This window comes from Flavobacterium flavigenum, assembly GCF_027111255.2.
Lineage (GTDB): Bacteria > Bacteroidota > Bacteroidia > Flavobacteriales > Flavobacteriaceae > Flavobacterium > Flavobacterium flavigenum.
In genome coordinates this window covers 2324745-2345228 of the sequence record NZ_CP114285.2, presented here as the reverse complement: position 1 = coordinate 2345228, position 20484 = coordinate 2324745, and the positions used below count along the sequence as shown (strand labels likewise).

The following is a 20484-nucleotide window of genomic DNA, read 5'->3' as shown; positions in this document are numbered from 1 at the left end:
GATTTTTTTCTAATGTATTCATTTCGGTGCAAGGTGTATGATTCATAAAAAGGCCTTTGCTGAGAGATGTTTATCCGTAGCGAAAATTATAAAGGAGACTAAATAGCACTGAAAAAGCGAACTGTTTCGCACAGTAAAATGCGAAGGTGGCATCTGAAAAGCCTTATGAGTAAGACAAATAATTAAATAATTAAAATATGAATTCATTTATCAGAAAGTGGGTAGATCAACAAAATGTGTTAATCACAATTACCGGATCTAAAACTAGCATTAGCGTAACTTATAGTAACGGGCGTGGTCCTTTTCAGGGCACTGTAAGCACTTCTAATCCATCAGTAATTACCGTAAACTTTACAGATGACGGGGGAAATAAAACCGGTACACTGTCTAGTAACAATGCTGAGATAAATTGGGATAACGGGACTACTTGGAAGCAGTTAGTTTATTTAAGAAAAAATGCTTGGGATGACAACAACGGCGGGCAATTTATAGACAAGTCCGGTAATTATACCGATCTTTACTGGTATGCAAAAGCTGTACAGGTAATGCAGTCCCGCCCCGTAAGCGATCCTACAAGCTGGTGGTTTTATGCTGCAATTCACGGAGAATTATTATTACCAAAATCGTTATATTCAAAGCCATACGAATATTTAAACTGGGTCAATATTAAATACATAGGAACCGCTGCAAATTTAAGCACGCTTCCATCTGGTACATTAACAAATATTTTTTGGGACCAATGTCAGCACGGTACTTGGTTTTTTCCTCCTTGGCACAGGGGATATTTGGTAGCACTCGAAAATATTCTTCGTAGCATTATAGCTGAATTAAATGGTCCTTCGGACTGGTCATTGCCTTATTGGAATTATCTAAGCCAATCTACGATCTATACAGAATCGAATATTCCTCCAGCATTTACACTTACTGTTTTACCAGATAACACACCAAATCCTTTATATGTACCTGAACGTTATGGGTCTGGTGTACAAGTAGGTAATGGAGAAAATTCAGCAAATGATCAATGCCAATGGGATACTATTTATAGTGAAGGATCTGCTCCTTCAACACTTGGGCCAGGCGATTTAAATGGTTATTTTTATGGCGGGGGGGAAACTGGATTTTCACATAGTGGTTCAGAAACCGGAGATCTTGAGCAGAATCCCCATAATTTTGTTCACGGTATGGTAGGCGGACGAAATGCTGCAAGACAAATAGGTTTGATGGGGGTGCCGGCAACAGCAGGTCTCGACCCTATATTTTTCTTACATCATTCTAATATTGACCGTATGTGGGATGCCTGGAATGTAACCGGAAAAAACAGTAATCCAACGCAACCAGATTGGCTGGTTGGGCCAACAGCCAATGGTAATTCACAATTTGCTATGCCATTAGATGCAAACGGTACTGCCTGGTATTATACACCTGCAGATGTTCAGACTACAAATGATTTGAAGTATAACGGGACATATTATTCTTATACCTATAGTGATCTGTCTTTAACTTCTTATGACACCATTCAGCCGGGTTCTTTAAAAGAGAATTTATCTCTTAGATTAAATAAACTTGGGGCAACAAATTTAGAAACAGGAATTAAGATGGGCAATAAACAAAATAAGGAATTAGTAGGAGCAAGTAGTGGTTCAGTTACTTTAAAGGATAAAGAAACCAAAATGACTGTTCAATTAGATAACACCGCATGGAAATCTGTAAAAAACAGTCTTTTAAAAGCTTCTGTTTCTAATGTTCCTGATGAGGTGTATCTCCAGCTGGAAGGAGTAAAAGGAGGCGAAGATTCTAATTTTCTTTCCCTTTATGTAAATCAAAAATTCATCAAGTCTGTTTCTCTTTTTGGAGTCCTTGATGCCTCCATGAAAAATACTGCTCATGGTGATTCAGGACTTACTTTTAAGTTCAATATCACAAGTGTTATTGACGAATTGCATCTTGATAGTGCCCTTGATATTAATTCACTGGATGTCCAGATAAAGAGTAAAGATGCTCCTCTTGACGGGAATGAAATCACAGTAGAACGAATAGGAATTTACCGTTCAGGGCAATAAGTAAAAAAGGGATATGGCACTTTCACAAAATAAGCGCATTACAATTAATATGGTAATTATCAGCATTTTTGTCTGGACACTACTTTTGGTAAACCCCGGACATATTATGGCAATGAAATACTGTCATGTCTTTGCTTCATGTCCCTCTGCAACATCATTTCAGATGTTGCTTGAGATGAAGCTTTTTTCATCGCAATTAATTGGCTGGGCACTTATGGTAATTGCAATGATGCTTCCTAAATTAATTCTGCCCATTCAGTTTATTTACCAGCAGAGCTTCAAACGCTATCGCATCTTGTGTGCTTTGTTTTTTGTGTTTGGTTATCTGCTAGTATGGATGATTGTTGGTGTTTTTATGATAGAAATTATAATGGGGGTTAACCTTTTATTGCCCATGTCTTATATCCCTGCATTAGTATTGTTTGGTATTGTAGTAATATGGGAAATTTCACCAATTAAACAGCGGTTTTTGAACCTAGGTCATAATCATCGAATTTTGTCAGCATTTGGATGGAAAGCTTTTCGCGATTCTTTCTTTTTTGGGCTTACCCATGGTGTTTGGTGCATTGGTTCTGGATGGGCATTGATGTTATTTCCTATGCTTTTACCAAAAGGACACAATTTAGCGATGCTAATTGTAACTTTTGTTATGATTAGTGAGCACCTGGAATACCCAAGATTCCCTCAATGGCTTTTTGTCCCCAGAATGAAATTATTAAAAATTATTATAGTGCAAACAAAAATCAGACTGATGAACTTTTGATCGTATGGTTTTTTAAACCTATAATCGGCATTATAAATTAAGAAATCCTTCAGGAACTAATAGTTCTTTATTTGTATTAAAATAGAGTAATATTAGTTCAGTGAGGATTTTCTTTATTGGTATTCACAGCAGTTCGTTTTTCTCCTTCAAAAATAGTCCGTTGGTTCTTATTTTAATAATCAAGATGTATCAGCTAAGTATAAAAAATTATGAGTTAATCAATAAAACATTGCACAATGAATTTGTGATCTGATACAATAAAAAAAGGGATCGTCTCAAATAAATTAGAAAATAATGGGACAGTAAAAAAGGATTCTTTAAAACAATAAATTTTGCTGATTTTTTTCTCTTATGAATGACTTTTTAGATTCGGTTTAAGTATTTTAAGTTCTGATAATAAGTTATTTATGGGTTAAAAACGGTCTCGTTGTAATTTTTACAGCACTCATACGCAAAAATCTCCTTCTCATACCATTTTTTTATTTCCTGCTTTTTTCATGATGTAATTTTACTACAGAAAATAAAAAAGGCAAAATTATTTTCAGCATTTTTTCTGATGCATTTCTTCCAAAGCAAATTATATGATTTATAAAAATTTGTTTGTTGAGAAATGTTTATTCAGGACAAAAAAATATAAAGTGGAGCAGAACCCACTAAAAAAACGAACTGTTTCGCACAGTAAAAAGCGAAGGCGGATCTGAAAAGCCTCATGAGTAGGAATAAAATGAATTCTTATGCAAGCAATACCAGTAAAAGTTAAAAATGTAAATGTATATCCTTATGTAGATTGGAATGGTGGAGGTGTTGGGCCTGTTATTCTTCCAGTTATTGAAGGAGCTACCGGAACCTACGCTGTTGGTACACTTTTGATGTCTGTATTTTACAATCTGAATCTGGACTCACAAAGCCAAAAACCTAAATTGGGCATACATCAAAGATATGTAGCAATTGGAGAAACAGAAGATGGCACTCCTTTCACTACACCGTGGATGTATTGTACAAATGATAGCAGCGAACCAGAGTTTGGAAGAACTATCACAATTAATAAAGAAGATTCTGTAGCAATTAATACCGGAAGTTTACCTGAGTATATTACGCTGGGGCCACTTACAGATATTACGGTTTCTCAATTATTTCCGCCACCGGCAATAGGACAGATACTATTAATAGAAAATGGTTCAGGTAATGTTATTGCTACCAGAACTGGTACACCACATGAAATGGGAATTGAAGTAACAAAAGGTAATCGATTGGGGACATTGAAAGCAGGAATGAAAAATATCATCATTACCGGAAAAAACAAAGATGGTAAATCAGTTACGATGGGTAATTTAACTTGTGTAGATCCAAATGAACCTGCTGTTTTTTTACATCATTTTGGGTTCAGCAGTTAAAAAATAACGACAGTCTTTTAAATAGAGAACAATTTATTTTATAAAGAGATATCTCGCAGAACAAGTAATAATCAAGTAAAAAAATAAAATTATGGGAGTAATGATGCCATATGGTGTTGCTATCAGAGAAGCAATTGCCTCAAATGATTTAGCAAAGATGGAAGCCGTTGCAGAACAGGCTAAACAAACAATAAAAGAACAAGGTGATTTAAGTGCAGCTTTGTTAGAATTGCTTGAAGCAATTGAAAAGTTGAAGAAATAATTCAGTGCAGAATAAACCCGGACTTAATTACGAATTGATTTGTATAGAAAATAGGTTTAGCGAAAAACCTAAAAGAGTAGGAATAACTTAAAAGTGAAATATTATGGGAATAATAATGGCATACGGAGCCGCTATCAGAGAAGCTTTGGCCTCAAATGATTTAGCAAAGATGGAAGCTGTTGCCGAACAGGCAAAACAAACCATAAAAGAGCAAGGCGACTTAACTGCAGCTTTACTAGAATTGTTAGAAGCGATTGATCTTCTAAAAAAGAAAAATAAATAAGGCTTTAAGCGAATTGAAAATACTGACTTGTACAGAAAAACAAGGGTGGATCTGAAAAACCAAAAGAGTAGGAATAACAAAAAACAAAATACCATGGGAGTAGTAATGCTTTATGCAGCAGGAATCAGAGAAGCGATTGCTTCAAATGATTTGGAAAAAATGATTGCAGTAGCCGAACAAGCTAAACAAACTGTAAGAGAACAAGGAGATCTAAGTTCAGCTTTATTAGAATTGTTAGAAGCGATTGAATCTCTAAGAAAGTAAGCTAAAAAAGACGGTTTATGAAGTTTTACTTTTTAAACCGTTTTTTTTAATGTCAAACTATAAAATAAATCAAGATGAATAAGACTTCTACACGATACAGAGTAAGAGATGATTATAAAACAGCGACGCCGGTTCATGTGGTATGGGAAATTACTTTAGCCTGTAATTTGAAATGCTCACACTGCGGATCCAGAGCTGGAAAAGTAAGACCAGGTGAATTGACTACGGAACAATGTTTTGGTGTTATTGATAGTCTTAAACGTCTTGGGACAAGAGAAATTACCATTATTGGAGGTGAAGCTTTTTTGAGAAAAGACTGGCTTGAAATTATAGAAAAAATACACCAGAGTGGCATTGAATGTTCTATGCAGTCCGGGGCATACAATTTAAACGAAGAGAGAATTATTGATGCAAAAAAAGCAGGAATAAGAAATATTGGGGTTTCTATTGACGGAATGCCTGTTACACATAATAAAATAAGAGGGAGAAGGGATTCTTTTGAACATGTAATCAATTGTCTGCAGTTACTAAAAAAGCACAATATCCCATCAAGTGTGAATACAGTAATAACAAAAAGCAGTAAAAATGAACTGAACGAACTTCTGGATGTTCTGATTGAGAATGGTGTAAAAAACTGGCAGATACAACTTGCAGTCGCTATGGGAAATGCAGTTGATAATTCGGATGAACTGATACTTCAGCCTTATGAATTAATTGATTTTTATGATAATCTTATTTTGATATACAGAAAAGCATTAGCGAATAATGTTTTAATACAAGCAGGAAATAACATTGGCTATTTTGGCCCCTACGAACATATCTGGAGACAAGGGAATGAGAAATATTACACAGGTTGTTCAGCAGGACATACCGGAATTGGCATTGAAGCCGACGGTAAAATTAAAGGCTGTCCTTCATTACCAACAACTGAATATACGGGTGGTAATGTAAAAGATATGGATCTTGAAGATATTTGGAAATACAGCGAAGAGATGGTTTTTTCCAGATACAGAAATAAAGAAGAATTATGGGGAGGCTGCAAAGGCTGTTACTATGAATCTTCCTGCCTGGCAGGATGTACCTGGACAAGTCATGTATTATTTGGTAAAAGAGGCAATAATCCTTTTTGTCATCATCGTGCTTTAGAATTAAAAAAGAAAGGACTACACGAAAGAATAAGAAAAACACAGGAAGCTCCAGGATTGTCTTTTGATATAGGCCTTTTTGAAATAATTGTCGAAAATGAAAAAGGAGAGATAGTAGAAATACAATCACCTAATAATAGTCCTCAGGTTCCAGTATCAGATCATACAAACAGAGTTCCGAGAATGCCAAAAGCACTTAAGTTATGTAACGGATGCGATAATTATGTTTATGAAGAGGAAGAAATCTGTAATTTTTGTAATGCTGATGTTCAAAAAGTAAATGATGAGTATGCCGTTAAAATGGAAAAAGCTATAGAGTCCCTGAAAAAATTAGAATTATTAATGATGAAATGATATGGAGCTGCTGAAAAAAATCCAATCTGAAATTGATAAATATTCGGATAACATTGAAGAAAACTTAAGCCTTTCAGAAATCACAATCCGTAACGGCCTTAACTCATACAGATACGGCTCTTCAAGTTTTTTATCTGATCTTTTTGATCCTCTTGTGATGACAAACGAGACTGTATTTTATGATTTAGGTTCAGGTTATGGAAACATAATTTTATTCGGGGCTGTAAAATTTCCTTATGCAAAATTCAAAGGAATTGAAATTCTTAAAGAACGTAATGATGTTTGTGTTGATTTAATTGAAAAAGAGAAATTAACAAATGTCATTGCAGTATGTGATGATATTTTAAAAACGGATATTTCCGATGGTACCATTTTTTATCTCTACAATCCACTTTTTGATTTTCAATACGCTGAATTACTGAATACACTATATAAAATTTCATTAAGCAAACCCATTATTGTAATTGCAGAGTCCCGCTGCCTGTTTTTTGATCAGGCAGATTGGTTAGAGCAATACCATTTTAAAGATATTGATGTGGTCAGGAAAATTAAATACTACCGCTCTTTGTAAAATATTTCCCTGGACTCAGTTTTAATTCTTCACACTGAAAAATAGCTGATCATGCGGTTTTTTATTACATAAATTAATTGCTTCATACCTAAATAGTAATAGGCTGATGACATTTTGTATTTATGGTAAATTCTTATAAAGTAGGTTTACTAAAAAACATTTTTAATAAATAATAAAAACTAAAATCAGTAACCAATTTAAAGCAAAATAATCATGGCTAATCTAAGTTCAATTATTCTTCCGGTTCTTAAAGAAATGGAAGAATCCTATTTAAAAGATCAATTACTAAAATTCTTACCGGTTCAGGAAGAATCATTTTCAAAAATTGAAAAAAGTTTTAACCAATTGACATCCAAAGTACAGGATAAAGACCGATTACAACACTTTTTTCATAGCTGGAGCCAAACCAATAACAGTGCTATGACAGTTGCAGGAATCAGTAACCGTATGACAATGCTGGTTCATAAAAATCAACCCATTGCAGATGAAAAAGCATTACTGCATTCCATTACAAGTTTAAACCGAATTGTCGATGAAGACTTAGCAGTTGTTGGCAGGATTTTACACTCTCAATTGTTTTATACAATGGCAACCAATATCTGTACAGATGACGATTGGCTTTCACGTAAATATTTAAAACAAAGCGCTTACGATTTTAAAGCATGGAAAGACCAAAACTCACTGCGAAATAAAGATATAATGATTGCTTTATTAACAACATTGATTCATGAAATTTATACGCATGGAGAAGTCGAGTTCATACTTCCAAAATTTCAATCATGGCTGGTAAATGACTATAATTTTTCAGAAGAAGAATGTGAAAAAACACTGGCATGGATAAGCGTTCATTGCGGTCCAACCGAAAAGAATCACTTCTTCTTTGCAGTCAATTCTATTTTTCATTATGCCAAGGCAATGAATATTGATCTTGAATCTTATGATTTAGAACCAATAATTAAAGAATATTTAGCTAAAAAATCTGCCGTAATGGAAGACATTATGGAAGTTGAAGCACTTAGTTTTTAATATATTTCGACAATGATTCTTACAAAGAAAGAAACAGAAATTCAATCTAAGATGCCAGACATTCTGATGCAGCAAAACCAGGCAGTAAAACAGAAAAAATGGAATCAGTTGTTTTCTGAATATTTTCAAAATGACACTAAGTTAAACCGTTCATTTATTGCTGATTCTTCGGTAACCGTATCTTCAGCATATAAAAAACAGATGGATCGTTTGTGCATTATTTTGAATGCCGCCTGTAAAGCAATTGTCCTTAATTATTTTGAAGACGACCGTATTCGAAAATATTATCAGCTGGACAATCACCTGGAAACTTTACTGAAAAAAAGTAATAACCAACATTATAATCAGGGTTTTTATCGCCCTGATTTTTTATATGACACGAACAATCAGGCAAAAATCTGTGAAATAGGAGCGCGATATCCACTAAACGGCTGGATGATTAGTTATTATTTAAAGCTGATAAACAATCAGGTAAACGGTTATGAAGTTAAAGAAAATATCGGGAATACCGATTTGGTGAATCTTATTGATGATTTGCAAAATCAATTTGCTCCTTACGGAAAAGTAGCGCTGATTCATGACGATGAAAAAGGAACTGAGATTTTTTACCTTCAAAAGGAACTTGCCAGATTAGGAATCGAATTAATTTCTGCAAAACCTCAGGAATTACTTTTGTTAAATGATTCAATACATCTAAATGGGGAACCAGTTTCACAATTTATCTTAGAAATGGATCGGGAGGAATTAAAAAAAATAAGCCCCGATGTTGTAGACAAACTAATCGAACAAAATTCGTATTTCAATGACATCCGGACTTTAATTTTAATTCATGATAAAAGGGTTTTGGCGGTAATGTATGATGATCTGATTATGAGCGATTATTTAAGCGAAGAAGATTATGATTTTTTAAAAAAGTATCTCATTCCCAGTTTTGTAATCACTGATGCTTCCGGTTGCGATGCATTCATTGATCGGGAACAGAATTTGATTTTAAAATTAAACAGTGGTGGAAGAGGAATAGGTGCGTATGTAAAAAGTGACTGCTCAGCCGAAGATTGGAATGCCATTATTAGAGAAAATTGGGATAAATACCTGATTCAGCATTTTGTTGATCAGAAAGAATTTAATGATGAAGAAAATAATCGTCAGATTCATTTAGTAGGTATGCTGTTGTGTAAAGAAGATAAAAATTACGGCTCAGGTTTGTTTCGCGGTTCAGATGAAACAGTTGTAAATGTGCATCAGGGAAGGGCTTTGATTTATCCAATATTTGAGCAATAAAATTATGAAACATACGGTTGTTATTCCTCTTTACAATAAGGAAAAGTATATTTATGATACAATCCGTTCCCTGGCTTTTCAGGAAAAAAAGCCATCACAAATTATTATTGTAGATGATTGCAGTACTGATCAAAGTCTGATTTACCTCAAAGATTCATTATCATTTTTCGCCCCGCAATTTTTGCAGACCAAAGTTCAAATCATCGAATTGAGAGAAAATAAAGGTCCGGGCAATGCCAGAAATATTGGTATTGAACTGGCCTGCGGAGATCTTATCAGTTTTTTGGACGCTGATGACTGTTATACTCCTTCTTGTTTAAGTCAAGTCAATTCAATAATGGAACAGGAAAATATAGGCATTTTAATTCTGGGGATTCTGTTGGTTCCGTCAGAATATTATCTGCCAAAAATTACATCTTTTGAAGCAGAATTGATTTCTCTTTCCAATGATTTGTTTTTAATTCCCGATGTTTTGCACACGATTAGTTCACCGGATTTCATTATGGGAGTTGGCAGTAATGTTGTAATCCACAAAAAAATATTGGGAGAAATCCGCTACGAAACCAATGTTTCCTTAAACGAAGGGATTGATTTTTGGTATCGGATCCTCAAAACAAAAGAAACCCGGGTTGGATTACTGAATACAACCTGTATTGAAGTAAGAGAGATTGAAGGAAGTTTGTCCCGGACTAGTTATAAAAATTGGAAAGATCTACAAATTCCGGTTTCAATCAAGCGATATCAGAAAAGTCCGAATCGATACGACCAACAATTAATGGGTATGTTGTCACAAAGATGGCAGGAGCATGCAATGGAGCGATTGCCTTCCTGGCAGCAAAAAGCGTTATTCCTCTTAAATCATTCTAAAATTTTAATCAAAAACTACTATTATTTCAAAAGAAGAAATCGATAAACTACAACTTATGTATTCAGATTGTATTCCTCCACAAATAGACTATTCCGTATTGCAGAATTATTTTGAATTAGCGAAAAAAAATCCTTTGTACATCGAATTTTATAAAGGAAATGACTCTGCTGAAGAAGCTCCAATGATGAGTAAAAAAGAATTAATACCAATTTTAAAGTCAAAGTTTAAACTTCAGGAAGAAAAAACGGGAGTCTATCTGGTGCGTTCAGGAGGAAGTACCCAGAATCCTTTGGTTTTTCCGGTTGACATACAGGAAAATCACAATCAGCGACTGGCAATGGCTGAAGAGCTTACAAAAAATAAATTTTTTACTTCTCAAACAATAGCCCTTAATATTTTTGGTTATTCAGATATGTACCGTACAGCCGCCATTATGGATGATATTTTAGAAAAATGTCAGGCAACCACATTGGCATTGAGTTCGCATGCAGCCTATGAAGATATGGAACAGGCCGCGACTTATTTCAAACCTGATTTTATACTGGGGACACCTTCAAAGTTATTATGTTTTGCGCAGTTTTTAGAAGAAAATAACAAAAAATTATACATAGAAAATTTGTTTTATGCGGGCGAATTTTTAAGACCCAACGTACAAAAGTTGCTACAAAAATCATTTGGTTGTCAGCAAATTTACTCCATGTACGGTTCTGCCGAAACCGGGATTTGGGCCTGGTCCAATTTTACTAAAAACCCGTCTTTGTTTTCAGTCATCAAAGGCATTATAGTAGAAATCATCCATCCTGATAAAGACGGATATGGTACCATTGCAGTTACGAACACATTTCGCAAAAGATTTCCGGTTTTTCGATATGCAATTGGCGATTTAGGCCGATGGGTTGAGGTAGATGGAAAACCTTTTCTGGAGTTAAAATCCAGAGAAAACAAATCATTTATAGTTTGTGAACAGCATTATGATTTAGAAGAATTTATTTCGGTTACTGATGGAGCAGATGCTTTTCAGATTCAATTATCGAGCAATAAAGATTTTAAGGAAATTGTGCGGTTGCTGATTGTACAAAATGTTTCCGAAAATCTGAAGCTGGATTTTGTTCAGGAAAAGCGTGCAGCATTAAAAAGACTGTTGCATTACAATGAACGCTTCATGGAAATCGAAGTTTTACTGGTTACAGCAGCAGAATTGTATGTCGATCCCCATACAACCAAAATACCTATGTTGTTGGATTTTAGATAGTTTTGGTAATTTCATTCCACTTATTACCGTCTTTATGGATAAGAATACCTCTCTCATGACATTTTTTTATTTAAGATTTTACAGGCATTGTAATTTTAGTAAAACAAAACAGAAAGTGATTTTTTGAAAAACTGTTTACTGTTGAAAATTAGCACTATTCTAATTTCCAACAGATAATAAAAAGTGGAGCAGATCCCACTAAAAAAACGAGGCGGTTCTGAAAAGCCTTACGAGTAAGAAAATATTAAATTAAAAAGTTATGTCAGATTTATTAGCAGGTGCTTATTTAGCAAAAGGCACAATCGGAAATGTTGGAATGCCAGGCGCTCCAGTTGCATCATTTAGCTTAGTAGTAGTGCCATCACAGCATTCTGTATCAGGTACAGTAGTCATTACTCAGGCTGTAAAAGGTCCTGATAGTCATATCGTAGTACCAGTAACAGGAAAAATATTTGCAACCGGCATAGGAAATGTTACTCAGGTTGTTGGTTTAAGAGGACAATATGTGCATTCAGTTCCGCCACCGGCAATTGGATCTTTTTTAGCAAATTTTGATGCTCATTTAGCTATAGACAACGAATGGAATGGTACTGGAGGGTTTTCATATTTTGGACATAATGTGGAAGATGTACCCGTAAAAGCTGTAAACCAGGCTGAATTAGTATAAGTAATTTCAGCGAGTAAATATATTTTAAAAAAAAGCTAGTCTTTACCATTACGAGAGTATTTTTAAGATTAAGAAAAAATTAAATCGTTTAAAGAGTTTGTTCGTGCTAAACACTAATAACCGCTAACAGATTATGCTTTTTTGGGGGAAAGTTAATCCATTTTGACGGTGATTAAAGTTGCTGTTTTGGATTACTCTATTTATTTTCAGCTATTTTTTTGAGAGTTTTATTTCTTTCCAATAGAAAATAAATCAGATGTTTTTTTAAAAACAGAGTATCGAATAATTTTCCGATAATGCCAAACGGAGTTTCATAGTGCAGTTGATCTGTCATTATGGTGACTCCGTTTATTTCTTTAAAAAAATGCTCATGTTTGAAGGTTTTGAATTTTCCTTCTTCCATCTCATCTACAAAATAATCATCAAAAGTCATTGCTGTGATCCGGCTTTTATGAGTGAGGTAAAATCCGAAGTGTTTGCCACGGCAGGTTACGGTTTCATTTAAACTTATTAAACCAGAAGTCACACCGGCAATCGCTTTTTCTTTTGATGGAGCTGTGCAGATTGCTGATGTACATCTATATCTCTCGAAACATCAAAAACGATTTTTTTTGATGCTTTTATTTTTGTGTTTAGATTTATGGTTGTCATTAGTGCAATAAATTTTGAAAAGCCTTGTCAATACTTCCAAACTTAAATTCAAAACCATTTTCCAAAAGTCTTTTCGGAATCACATTTCGACTTTTTAAAATCAGTTCTGCTTCTGTTCGAATAAAAAATGATCCGATTTTTAATAAAAAGGTATTCACGGGGATTCCGAAAGGAAAGCCAATTGTTTTTCGAAGTTTCTGCATGAAATCTGCATTTCGAATAGGTTCCGGAGAAACGACATTGATAAAGCCTGTCATTTCTTTTTCGATTATAAAATTAACAGCATTCGCAAAATCTTCTTCATGGATCCAGCTGACAAACTGATCTCCTTTTCCCTGTTTTCCTCCGAAACCTAACTTTGCTAAATTCTTCAACGGAATAAATGCACCTCCGTTTTTTCCTAAAACTATTGAAGTTCGCAAAGCAGTTTTTAAGGTTTTTGGTGTTTCAGTTTTAAAAAATGCTTTTTCCCATGAAAGCGCTACGTTGATTGAAAAATCATTTCCGATTTCTCCATCAGCTTCGTCCATTTGCTTGTCTAATGAAAAACGATAAATAGTTGCGGTTGAAGAATTCAGCCAGTGCTTTGGTGGGTTTTGACAATTTAAAACTGCTTTATTTAGAATTTTAGTGCTTTCAATTCGGGATAAAAGAATCTCTTTTTTGTTTTTTTTGGTATAACGGCAATCTACTGATTTTCCGGCAAGATTGATTAAAACCGTAGCATTTTCTAATTCTTTTTCCCAGCCTGTAAAATTTCTGGCATTCCAGTTTACATATTTAATTCCGTCAATTGTTTTTGAGTTTCCTCTGGTCAGTATTACGATTTCTTCAAATTTATCTTTGAAATGATTTACTAAAACCTGTCCTAAAAATCCGGTTCCTGCTGCGATAATGAGTTTTTTCATTTGTATAATTTTTTCGCCACGAATTCAAGAATTATCAATTAATTATTTCTGGTATGAATATAAAAAATTCGTGAATTCGTGGCGGTTTTTATTAAGCTTTAAAAACCAGTCTTTCTTCTTGAGCTTCTTTTGCTTTTCTTTTTCCTCTAAAAAAGAAATATAAATTAAAGAACAACATAATTCCCAGATATATAGAAAATCCGCCAATTTTATAACTTAATTTTTCAATTAATTCCTGATAGCTGTTTTCGCTGATATTCATTTGGAGGATCATAAGTGCGGAGCCAATATTTAAAAGATAAAAACCGGTTTCAAAAAGTTTGTTGGTTGCATCGGCTATATCTTCGCGGCCTTTAAAAATATCCAGCATAAATATTTTGCCATTTTTAAATAGTGTTTTAGAAACATAATAGGTAAGATATAAGGCAATTGGTAAATAAATGCTGTAACCGATTAAGATTTTTGTAGTTTCCATAATATTTGATTTTAGTGTTATTTGATTAATTTGTGAATGTATTTTGTGATAACTATAATGTTTAAATAATGTAATGCTGATATAATAAAAATAATGACAGAAGTTTTAAAACAGATGATTTCAGTTAATTGTGTAAGCGATATTATTTTTTGCCAGGAAATCAATGTCATGGCACAATAACCAATATTTAAAAGGTAATAGCCCAAAAGCAAAACCTGATTGATCTTTTGACAGATGTCAGCATGATTTGGAATCAATTCTGCGACATAAACGTTTCCGTTTTTATAGCATATTTTTCCAACTCTCAGGATTATGAATATGGTAATGCTGAGGTAAATTAAATAGGCGATGATGTTTAGGTTCATATATTAGCTTTTTTATAAATTAATACAGAAAAATATATTGCCAATATTGGAGGAAGGGCAAATTGGATAAATTCTAAAAAAGGTATATAGATGATATTTGAGTTGCATATCCAGCAAAAGAAAAATAAGCACACATCAGATATATACCATTTTAGCATTTTGTCTTTTGGATTATAAATTAAAAGTAATACGCCTGAAAGAACTTGAAATAAACCAAGTACTGGCGTAAACATTACCCCATAACCAATTAAATTTCCACTGCTTTGTTGTATCATAAAACCTAAAGCAACAAGGATTATTGGAATTCCAACTAAAAAAATATTTATGCAATTTAGAATTTTCATAATTATTGATTGTTTTAAACTTTCAGAAAAAAATGAAAGTTTTAATAAAATTTTTTTAGTTTTAGAATTATTTCATGATTTTCATGACCAATTTCCCTAACCAGTTATCATTAAACTCTGTTATCTTATCCAGCATATTATCTGCTTTTAAAACAAAATCATATAATTTAGTAGTCTGATCTACAAAGTGTTTTTCTTCTGCTGAATCTTTGGCTTCAATTGTCGAAACTTCTTTTAAAATTTTTAAAGCTGGCTTAATTTCTCGTTTGCTTCTTTCTCTCGATATTTTTACGGCCAACTCATCTAAGTCTTTTTCGGCAGTAAAAAACTCTTTTCTCTCTCCGGCTTTATATTCTTTGTAAACGATTCCCCAATCCATCAAAGCACGAAGGTTCATACTGGCGTTTCCTCTTGAAATTTGTAATTCTTCCATAATGTCTTCCATCGAAACAGCTTCGTTCGAAACCATCAATAAAGCATGGATTTGTGCCATGGTTTTATTAATACCCCATTGAGAGCCTAATGCGCCCCAGGTTTGTACAAACTTATTTTTCGCTTCTTTGAATTGCATAGTTCAAATGTAAGTAAAAGTTTTTAAACTTTCAAAAATAATTGAAACTTATTTGGTGAATTATAAAGTTGTGTTAATTCAACCGTTCAAATTTTAGATTAAATAATGAGAAGGATATTTTTGTAAAAATCACTTTTTATGGAATTATACTACACCTTTTCGGTACTTATTGTACTGGCTTCTTTCTTCGCCTATTTAAACCTAAGATTTTTAAAACTCCCCGGTACGATCGGAATCATGATTATTGCGATGCTGGTTTCAGTAGGGATTCGTCTTTTGGGAGATTCTTATTTTCCTGCGACTACCAAACATTTTTTTGATTTGATAAAAGAATTCGATTTCAATGCGATTTTAATGGGCGCAATGTTGAACTTCCTTTTATTTGCAGGGGCACTTCATGTAAATATGTCTGATCTTAAAGAGCAGAAAGTTCCCATTATGATTTATTCTACTATAAGCGTTGTACTATCAGCTTTAATCATTTCAATGCTGCTTTATTACATTGCACCAATTTTAGGAATAAAAATTCCTTATATATTTTGTTTAGTCTTTGGTACATTAATATCTCCAACTGACCCCATTGTGGTGTTGGGAGTTTTAAAAGAGGCTAAAGTCCCTAAAAGAATAGAAACCAAAATCGTTGGCGAATCTTTATTTAATGATGGAGTAGCAGTAGTGATGTTTGCGGTTGTTCTTAAAATGGCTACTGATCCTGCATTTGATGCAACTTTAGGCTCTATTACCTGTTTATTTATTAAGGAAGGGATTGGCGGACTTCTATTAGGAGCTGTTTTAGGATTTTCTGCATCAAAAGTCATGAAGAAAATTGACGATTATAAAGTTTCCGTTCTCATAACGCTTTCTATTGTAATGGGCGGATTTTTGATTGCCCAGAGTTTACATGTTTCAAGTCCGCTGGCCATGGTAGTGGCCGGACTAATTATTGGGAATTATGGTAAAAAAGTCGCAATGAGCGAAGTGACAAAAGATTATTTAGAGAAGTTTTGGGAACTTATTGATGAAATCCTGAATGCTATTTTATTCCTGTTTATTGGTTTTGAATTGTTGTTATTACCAGACTTGAACAAACAACTGCTGACAGGTTTTGTTGCCATCTTTATTGTACTTTTCTCAAGAATCGCTTCTATAGTTTTGCCCTGGCAATTCTTTGATACCTTTAAATTCTTCGGAATCAGATCAGCCTACAACAAAGGTTCTTTGATGGTTCTGGTCTGGGGCGGAATTCGCGGTGGAGTTTCTATTGCACTTGTACTTTCGATGCCAGAAGGAGAATATAAAAACCTGCTGCTCGAAGTAACTTATATTGTCGTTTTATTCTCAATTGTTGTTCAGGGATTAACAGTTGGAAAACTGGCAAAGCGGGTTTTAGAAAAAGAGTAAAGAACGAATATTCCTATTTTGTCTTTAAACTACAAACCCTACAGTTAATTCGTAGGGTTTTGTTTTTTTATCGTTTGTCTTCCTTGGAATAATTTGAAGGACCGTTAATATTTATTGGATTGCCTAAAAAGTGAGGCTCACGATTTCGCAAAACATCAAAAAAGGATTTGAATATCGAAATATATTCTCTGAATTTGACATATTGATACCCCCTATAATCACCTTTGTTAGCGGAATAACCCGCTGATTTTATTCCAAGACTTCTTCCAATATAAAGGGCGCGATTCAAATGATATTCCTGCGAAATTAAAGTTGCTTTTTTTATTTTAAAAATATATTTCGCTCTGTACAGGGTAGAGTAGGTGTCGAAACCGGCGTAATCAATAAAAATTTTTGTGGTGTCAACTCCATGTCGGTAACAATAGTTTTTCATCACTGTTAATTCATCGTACTCCTCGCGGCCATTATCTCCTGAAAGTAATATTTTATTGATTCTTTTTGCTTTGTACAAACGGATTCCGGCATCGAGTCTGTCCTTAAGATATTTACTTGGCTGATTACCGTTGATTCCAGCGCCAAAAATAATTCCAACATCATTTTTAGGAAACCTTCTCAAAGAATGATGAATGTATTTTTTGGTAGATGACTTTACATGATAATTTATAGAAACAATTGCAATCAATCCGATAATGGCAAAATACAGCGCTATTTTAAAATATTTTTTCAAAATGTATATAATATAAGATTAGGTTCAATAACGAAGATAACTAAATTTATTTTTAGATAAAATCAAATAAAAAAACCGAAGCTGAAAATGCTTCGGTTTCTAAAATATCTATTAATCTAAGAAGTCTAAAATCTAAAAATCTTAAAGCAATCCCGCTCTTTTCAACAAAGCTTCAGGTTTTGGTTCCTGACCTCTAAAGCGTTTGTATAAAATCATAGGATGTTCAGTTCCTCCTTTTGAGAGTACATTGTCTTTGAATTTTTTAGCCACTTCAGTATTGAAAATGCCTTGTTCCTGAAAATATTCAAAAGCATCAGCATCCAGAACTTCAGCCCATTTGTAGCTGTAATATCCGGAAGAATAACCACCTTGAAAAATATGAGAGAATGCTGTACTCATTGCATTTTCTTTTACATCAGGATATAATTGAGTGTTGGCAAATTGTGCTGTTTCGAAAGTTTTAAGATCAGTAATATTAGTTGGATCTTGTCCGTGCCACGCCATATCTAATAATCCAAAACTTAATTGACGTAGTGTGGCCAAACCTTCCTGAAAACTCGCACTTTCCTTAATTTTCTGCACATATTCAATCGGAATAATTTCGCCAGTTTCGTAATGATTTGCAAACAACGCTAAAGCTTCCGGCTCGTAACACCAGTTTTCCATAATCTGACTTGGCAATTCTACAAAATCCCAGAAAACAGAAGTTCCGGATAAACTGGGGTAGTTTGTATTCGCCAGCATTCCGTGCAATCCATGACCAAATTCGTGAAATAAAGTTGTTACTTCATTAAAAGTCAATAAGGAAGGTTTGGTTTCTGTAGGTTTTGTAAAGTTGCAAACGTTCGAAATATGCGGTCTTTCGTTAACGCCGTCTTTTATGTATTGCGATTTGAATGACGTCATCCACGCGCCGTTTCGTTTCCCTTTTCTTGGAAAGAAATCAGCATAGAAAATCGAAACTAAATTATTATCAGCATCGTGAACTTCATAGGTTATTACTTCTTCGTGGTATTTATCTATATCAAAAACTTCGGTAAATGTTAATCCGAAAAGTTTATGGGCAACTGTAAAAGCACCCTCTAAAACTTTTTCTAATTGGAAATAAGGTTTTAGTTTTTCATCATCTAAATTAAAAAGCTGTTGTTTTAACTTTTCAGAATAATAAGCTCCATCCCATTTTTCTAGCTGCTCGATTCCGTCCAGTTCTTTCGCAAAAGCAGTCAATTCTGCAAATTCTTTTTGAGCCGCTGGTTTTGCTTTGGCCAGTAAATCATTCAAAAAAGTAAAAACTTTATCCGGACTTTGTGCCATTCTTTCTTCCAGAACAAAATGAGCATGTGTTTTATACCCTAATAAATTGGCTCTTTCATGACGAAGTTTAGCAATTTTCAGAACATTTTCTTCGTTATTGAATTCGTTTTTTTGAAAACCTTTTGCTCCAAAGGCAATCGCCATTTTTTTACGCAGTTCGCGATTATCAGCATAAGTCAAAAACGGAACATAACTTGGATAATCTAAAGTAAAAATCCAGCCTTCTTTTTCTTTCTCTTTGGCTAATAATCGGGCAGCTTCGATTGTGCCTTCCGGTAATCCGGCTAAGTCACTTTCGTTGGTTAAATGCAATTCGAAGTTATTGGTTTCTGCCAAAACATTTTCGCCAAACTGCAAACTCAATTTTGATAATTCTTTGTCAATTTCGCGTAAGCGGTCTTTTTTGTCTTCGGCTAAATTGGCTCCGTTTCTTGAGAAACTCTTGTATTTTTTATCTAAAAGTGTAATCTGCTCAGGAGTTAGATTCAGACTCTCTTTTTGGTTGTAAACGGCTTTTATTTTAGCAAACAATTCGGCATTCAGTGTAATATCATTCCCGAATTCAGCCAGTAAAGGCGAAACTTCCTGAGCGATTTTCTGCATTTCGTCATTCGTTTCAGCCGAATTCAAATTGAAGAAAATACTCGAAAGACGATCCAGAATTTCACCCGAAAATTCCATTGCCAGAATCGTGTTTTCAAAAGTTGGTCCTTCAGGATTATTTACGATGGCATCAATTTCAGCTTTCGCCAAAGCAATTCCTTCCTGAAAAGCCGGAAAATAATCTTCGATTTTAATTTGCGAAAAAGGCGCAGTATTATGTTTAGTGTTGAAATATTGTGTTAAGATGCTCATATTTGTATAGTATTGTTACGCAAAGATTCACAAAGAAAACGCAGAGATACACTAAGTTATTTTTGTGAGTCTTTGAGTTTTTTTGTGAATCTCTGTGGAATTAAAATTTACTTCTTCAAACCATCAGCCGCCTTATTAACCGCCGCTTTCAATTCTTCTTTATAAGCAATAATCGTATCCAGAACTTTTTTATCATGGCTTCCGATGATTTGTGCAGCTAAGATTCCGGCATTTTTTGCACCATTTAGCGCCACAGTCGCAACCGGAACACCACCAGGCATTTGCAAAATCGATAAAACCGAATCCCAGCCATCAATAGAATTGCTTGATTTTACCGGAACCCCAATTACAGGAAGCGGCGACATCGAAGCTACCATTCCCGGCAAATGTGCCGCTCCACCAGCTCCGGCAATAATTGCCGAAATCCCGCGATTGTGTGCATTTTTACTAAAATCAAATAATTTCTCCGGTGTTCTGTGTGCCGAAACGATATCAACTTCTGTTTCGATATTGAATTGTTTTAGTATATCAATCGCATCCTGCATGACTGGCATGTCTGAGATGCTTCCCATTATGATGGCTACTTTGCTCATGTTTTTTGTTTTTGTTTCAAGTTTCAGGTTGCAAGTTGACAAGCTGAAATCTTAAGTTATTTGTTTTTGCCACGAATTCCACAAATTCAC

Annotated in this window: 24 protein-coding genes; 14 read left to right on the top strand and 10 right to left on the bottom strand. The window is 34.2% G+C overall.

Annotated features, from left to right (window positions below):
• Nucleotides 1-197 precede the first annotated feature (197 nt).
• From OZP09_RS09555 to OZP09_RS09495, 13 genes are all read left to right on the top strand, one after another.
• Nucleotides 198-2060, top strand: a complete 1863-nt coding sequence (locus tag OZP09_RS09555; protein ID WP_281310673.1) for a tyrosinase family protein — start codon at nucleotides 198-200, stop codon at nucleotides 2058-2060.
• A gap of 13 nt (nucleotides 2061-2073) precedes the next feature.
• On the top strand, nucleotides 2074-2823 hold the full coding sequence (locus OZP09_RS09550; protein ID WP_281310672.1) for a copper chaperone: 750 nt from the start codon (nucleotides 2074-2076) through the stop codon (nucleotides 2821-2823).
• A gap of 734 nt (nucleotides 2824-3557) precedes the next feature.
• On the top strand, nucleotides 3558-4217 hold the full coding sequence (locus tag OZP09_RS09545; protein WP_269237566.1) for a hypothetical protein: 660 nt from the start codon (nucleotides 3558-3560) through the stop codon (nucleotides 4215-4217).
• A gap of 91 nt (nucleotides 4218-4308) precedes the next feature.
• A complete protein-coding gene (locus OZP09_RS09540; RefSeq protein ID WP_269237565.1) occupies nucleotides 4309-4479 on the top strand; it encodes a DUF1843 domain-containing protein in 171 nt (56 codons plus the stop codon).
• Nucleotides 4480-4582: 103 nt separating this feature from the next.
• Nucleotides 4583-4762 carry a DUF1843 domain-containing protein gene (locus OZP09_RS09535; RefSeq protein WP_281310671.1) on the top strand — a complete coding sequence of 60 codons (180 nt, stop codon included), beginning with the start codon at nucleotides 4583-4585 and terminating at the stop codon, nucleotides 4760-4762.
• 93 nt (nucleotides 4763-4855) lie between these two features.
• Entirely contained in the window at nucleotides 4856-5026 is a 171-nt protein-coding gene (locus tag OZP09_RS09530; RefSeq protein WP_269237563.1) for a DUF1843 domain-containing protein, read from the top strand.
• Nucleotides 5027-5100: 74 nt separating this feature from the next.
• Nucleotides 5101-6525, top strand: coding sequence for a radical SAM/SPASM domain-containing protein (locus OZP09_RS09525; protein ID WP_281310670.1), 1425 nt, complete (start codon nucleotides 5101-5103; stop codon nucleotides 6523-6525).
• 1 nt (nucleotide 6526) lies between these two features.
• Nucleotides 6527-7096 carry a class I SAM-dependent methyltransferase gene (locus OZP09_RS09520; protein WP_269237561.1) on the top strand — a complete coding sequence of 190 codons (570 nt, stop codon included), beginning with the start codon at nucleotides 6527-6529 and terminating at the stop codon, nucleotides 7094-7096.
• Nucleotides 7097-7309: 213 nt separating this feature from the next.
• Entirely contained in the window at nucleotides 7310-8122 is an 813-nt protein-coding gene (locus OZP09_RS09515) for a hypothetical protein (RefSeq protein ID WP_269237560.1), read from the top strand.
• A gap of 12 nt (nucleotides 8123-8134) precedes the next feature.
• On the top strand, nucleotides 8135-9403 hold the full coding sequence (locus tag OZP09_RS09510) for a hypothetical protein (RefSeq protein WP_281310669.1): 1269 nt from the start codon (nucleotides 8135-8137) through the stop codon (nucleotides 9401-9403).
• Nucleotides 9404-9407: 4 nt separating this feature from the next.
• Entirely contained in the window at nucleotides 9408-10316 is a 909-nt protein-coding gene (locus tag OZP09_RS09505) for a glycosyltransferase family 2 protein (RefSeq protein WP_281310668.1), read from the top strand.
• Between the two features lie 10 nt (nucleotides 10317-10326).
• Nucleotides 10327-11523, top strand: a complete 1197-nt coding sequence (locus tag OZP09_RS09500) for a phenylacetate--CoA ligase family protein (RefSeq protein ID WP_281310667.1) — start codon at nucleotides 10327-10329, stop codon at nucleotides 11521-11523.
• 259 nt (nucleotides 11524-11782) lie between these two features.
• Nucleotides 11783-12190 (top strand): DUF1842 domain-containing protein, encoded by a 408-nt coding sequence (locus OZP09_RS09495; RefSeq protein WP_269237555.1) that lies wholly within the window; start codon nucleotides 11783-11785, stop codon nucleotides 12188-12190.
• A 196-nt stretch (nucleotides 12191-12386) separates the two neighbouring features.
• On the opposite strand, the gene OZP09_RS22600 is transcribed toward OZP09_RS09495, so the two are convergent.
• The 7 genes from OZP09_RS22600 to OZP09_RS09465 all read right to left on the bottom strand — a co-directional run bounded on the left by OZP09_RS22600 (nucleotide 12387) and on the right by OZP09_RS09465 (nucleotide 15504).
• On the bottom strand, nucleotides 12387-12623 hold the full coding sequence (locus tag OZP09_RS22600) for an SRPBCC family protein (protein WP_349293627.1): 237 nt from the start codon (nucleotides 12621-12623) through the stop codon (nucleotides 12387-12389).
• An 89-nt stretch (nucleotides 12624-12712) separates the two neighbouring features.
• Nucleotides 12713-12841 (bottom strand): hypothetical protein, encoded by a 129-nt coding sequence (locus OZP09_RS22595; protein ID WP_349293626.1) that lies wholly within the window; start codon nucleotides 12839-12841, stop codon nucleotides 12713-12715.
• A complete protein-coding gene (locus OZP09_RS09485; protein ID WP_281310666.1) occupies nucleotides 12841-13749 on the bottom strand; it encodes a TIGR01777 family oxidoreductase in 909 nt (302 codons plus the stop codon). The genes OZP09_RS22595 and OZP09_RS09485 overlap by 1 nt, the downstream gene beginning before the upstream one ends.
• A gap of 91 nt (nucleotides 13750-13840) precedes the next feature.
• A complete protein-coding gene (locus tag OZP09_RS09480) occupies nucleotides 13841-14224 on the bottom strand; it encodes a hypothetical protein (RefSeq protein WP_269237554.1) in 384 nt (127 codons plus the stop codon).
• Nucleotides 14225-14241: 17 nt separating this feature from the next.
• The gene (locus OZP09_RS09475) at nucleotides 14242-14589 is read right to left on the bottom strand and encodes a hypothetical protein (RefSeq protein ID WP_269237553.1); all 348 of its coding nucleotides are present in this window, start codon (nucleotides 14587-14589) and stop codon (nucleotides 14242-14244) included.
• Nucleotides 14586-14933, bottom strand: coding sequence for a hypothetical protein (locus OZP09_RS09470; protein WP_269237552.1), 348 nt, complete (start codon nucleotides 14931-14933; stop codon nucleotides 14586-14588). Before OZP09_RS09470 ends, OZP09_RS09475 begins: the two co-directional genes overlap by 4 nt.
• Before the next feature lie 67 nt (nucleotides 14934-15000).
• A complete protein-coding gene (locus tag OZP09_RS09465) occupies nucleotides 15001-15504 on the bottom strand; it encodes a GbsR/MarR family transcriptional regulator (RefSeq protein WP_269237551.1) in 504 nt (167 codons plus the stop codon).
• Nucleotides 15505-15642: 138 nt separating this feature from the next.
• Between OZP09_RS09465 and OZP09_RS09460 the strand changes: the two genes are divergently transcribed.
• A complete protein-coding gene (locus OZP09_RS09460) occupies nucleotides 15643-16905 on the top strand; it encodes a cation:proton antiporter (protein WP_269237550.1) in 1263 nt (420 codons plus the stop codon).
• Nucleotides 16906-16972: 67 nt separating this feature from the next.
• Here OZP09_RS09460 and OZP09_RS09455 read toward each other — a convergent pair whose 3' ends face one another.
• From OZP09_RS09455 to purE, 3 genes are all read right to left on the bottom strand, one after another.
• A complete protein-coding gene (locus OZP09_RS09455) occupies nucleotides 16973-17632 on the bottom strand; it encodes a SanA/YdcF family protein (RefSeq protein WP_269237549.1) in 660 nt (219 codons plus the stop codon).
• Nucleotides 17633-17773: 141 nt separating this feature from the next.
• Nucleotides 17774-19801 carry a M3 family metallopeptidase gene (locus OZP09_RS09450; protein WP_269237548.1) on the bottom strand — a complete coding sequence of 676 codons (2028 nt, stop codon included), beginning with the start codon at nucleotides 19799-19801 and terminating at the stop codon, nucleotides 17774-17776.
• Between the two features lie 107 nt (nucleotides 19802-19908).
• Entirely contained in the window at nucleotides 19909-20394 is a 486-nt protein-coding gene (gene purE / locus OZP09_RS09445; protein WP_269237547.1) for a 5-(carboxyamino)imidazole ribonucleotide mutase, read from the bottom strand.
• Nucleotides 20395-20484 lie beyond the last annotated feature (90 nt).

What these genes read in the sequence shown, in the direction of transcription:
- OZP09_RS22595 (WP_349293626.1), bottom strand. Translation starts at nt 12,841, where the DNA reads ATGACAACCATAAATCTAAACACAAAAATAAAAGCATCAAAAAAAATC.
- OZP09_RS09485 (WP_281310666.1), bottom strand. Translation starts at nt 13,749, where the DNA reads ATGAAAAAACTCATTATCGCAGCAGGAACCGGATTTTTAGGACAGGTT.
- OZP09_RS09505 (WP_281310668.1), top strand. Translation starts at nt 9,408, where the DNA reads ATGAAACATACGGTTGTTATTCCTCTTTACAATAAGGAAAAGTATATT.
- OZP09_RS09520 (WP_269237561.1), top strand. Translation starts at nt 6,527, where the DNA reads ATGGAGCTGCTGAAAAAAATCCAATCTGAAATTGATAAATATTCGGAT.
- OZP09_RS09475 (WP_269237553.1), bottom strand. Translation starts at nt 14,589, where the DNA reads ATGAACCTAAACATCATCGCCTATTTAATTTACCTCAGCATTACCATA.
- OZP09_RS09530 (WP_269237563.1), top strand. Translation starts at nt 4,856, where the DNA reads ATGGGAGTAGTAATGCTTTATGCAGCAGGAATCAGAGAAGCGATTGCT.
- OZP09_RS22600 (WP_349293627.1), bottom strand. Translation starts at nt 12,623, where the DNA reads ATGACTTTTGATGATTATTTTGTAGATGAGATGGAAGAAGGAAAATTC.
- OZP09_RS09535 (WP_281310671.1), top strand. Translation starts at nt 4,583, where the DNA reads ATGGGAATAATAATGGCATACGGAGCCGCTATCAGAGAAGCTTTGGCC.
- OZP09_RS09550 (WP_281310672.1), top strand. Translation starts at nt 2,074, where the DNA reads ATGGCACTTTCACAAAATAAGCGCATTACAATTAATATGGTAATTATC.
- OZP09_RS09545 (WP_269237566.1), top strand. Translation starts at nt 3,558, where the DNA reads ATGCAAGCAATACCAGTAAAAGTTAAAAATGTAAATGTATATCCTTAT.
- purE (WP_269237547.1), bottom strand. Translation starts at nt 20,394, where the DNA reads ATGAGCAAAGTAGCCATCATAATGGGAAGCATCTCAGACATGCCAGTC.
- OZP09_RS09450 (WP_269237548.1), bottom strand. Translation starts at nt 19,801, where the DNA reads ATGAGCATCTTAACACAATATTTCAACACTAAACATAATACTGCGCCT.
- OZP09_RS09510 (WP_281310669.1), top strand. Translation starts at nt 8,135, where the DNA reads ATGATTCTTACAAAGAAAGAAACAGAAATTCAATCTAAGATGCCAGAC.
- OZP09_RS09525 (WP_281310670.1), top strand. Translation starts at nt 5,101, where the DNA reads ATGAATAAGACTTCTACACGATACAGAGTAAGAGATGATTATAAAACA.
- OZP09_RS09540 (WP_269237565.1), top strand. Translation starts at nt 4,309, where the DNA reads ATGGGAGTAATGATGCCATATGGTGTTGCTATCAGAGAAGCAATTGCC.
- OZP09_RS09495 (WP_269237555.1), top strand. Translation starts at nt 11,783, where the DNA reads ATGTCAGATTTATTAGCAGGTGCTTATTTAGCAAAAGGCACAATCGGA.
- OZP09_RS09480 (WP_269237554.1), bottom strand. Translation starts at nt 14,224, where the DNA reads ATGGAAACTACAAAAATCTTAATCGGTTACAGCATTTATTTACCAATT.
- OZP09_RS09470 (WP_269237552.1), bottom strand. Translation starts at nt 14,933, where the DNA reads ATGAAAATTCTAAATTGCATAAATATTTTTTTAGTTGGAATTCCAATA.
- OZP09_RS09515 (WP_269237560.1), top strand. Translation starts at nt 7,310, where the DNA reads ATGGCTAATCTAAGTTCAATTATTCTTCCGGTTCTTAAAGAAATGGAA.
- OZP09_RS09460 (WP_269237550.1), top strand. Translation starts at nt 15,643, where the DNA reads ATGGAATTATACTACACCTTTTCGGTACTTATTGTACTGGCTTCTTTC.
- OZP09_RS09500 (WP_281310667.1), top strand. Translation starts at nt 10,327, where the DNA reads ATGTATTCAGATTGTATTCCTCCACAAATAGACTATTCCGTATTGCAG.
- OZP09_RS09555 (WP_281310673.1), top strand. Translation starts at nt 198, where the DNA reads ATGAATTCATTTATCAGAAAGTGGGTAGATCAACAAAATGTGTTAATC.
- OZP09_RS09465 (WP_269237551.1), bottom strand. Translation starts at nt 15,504, where the DNA reads ATGCAATTCAAAGAAGCGAAAAATAAGTTTGTACAAACCTGGGGCGCA.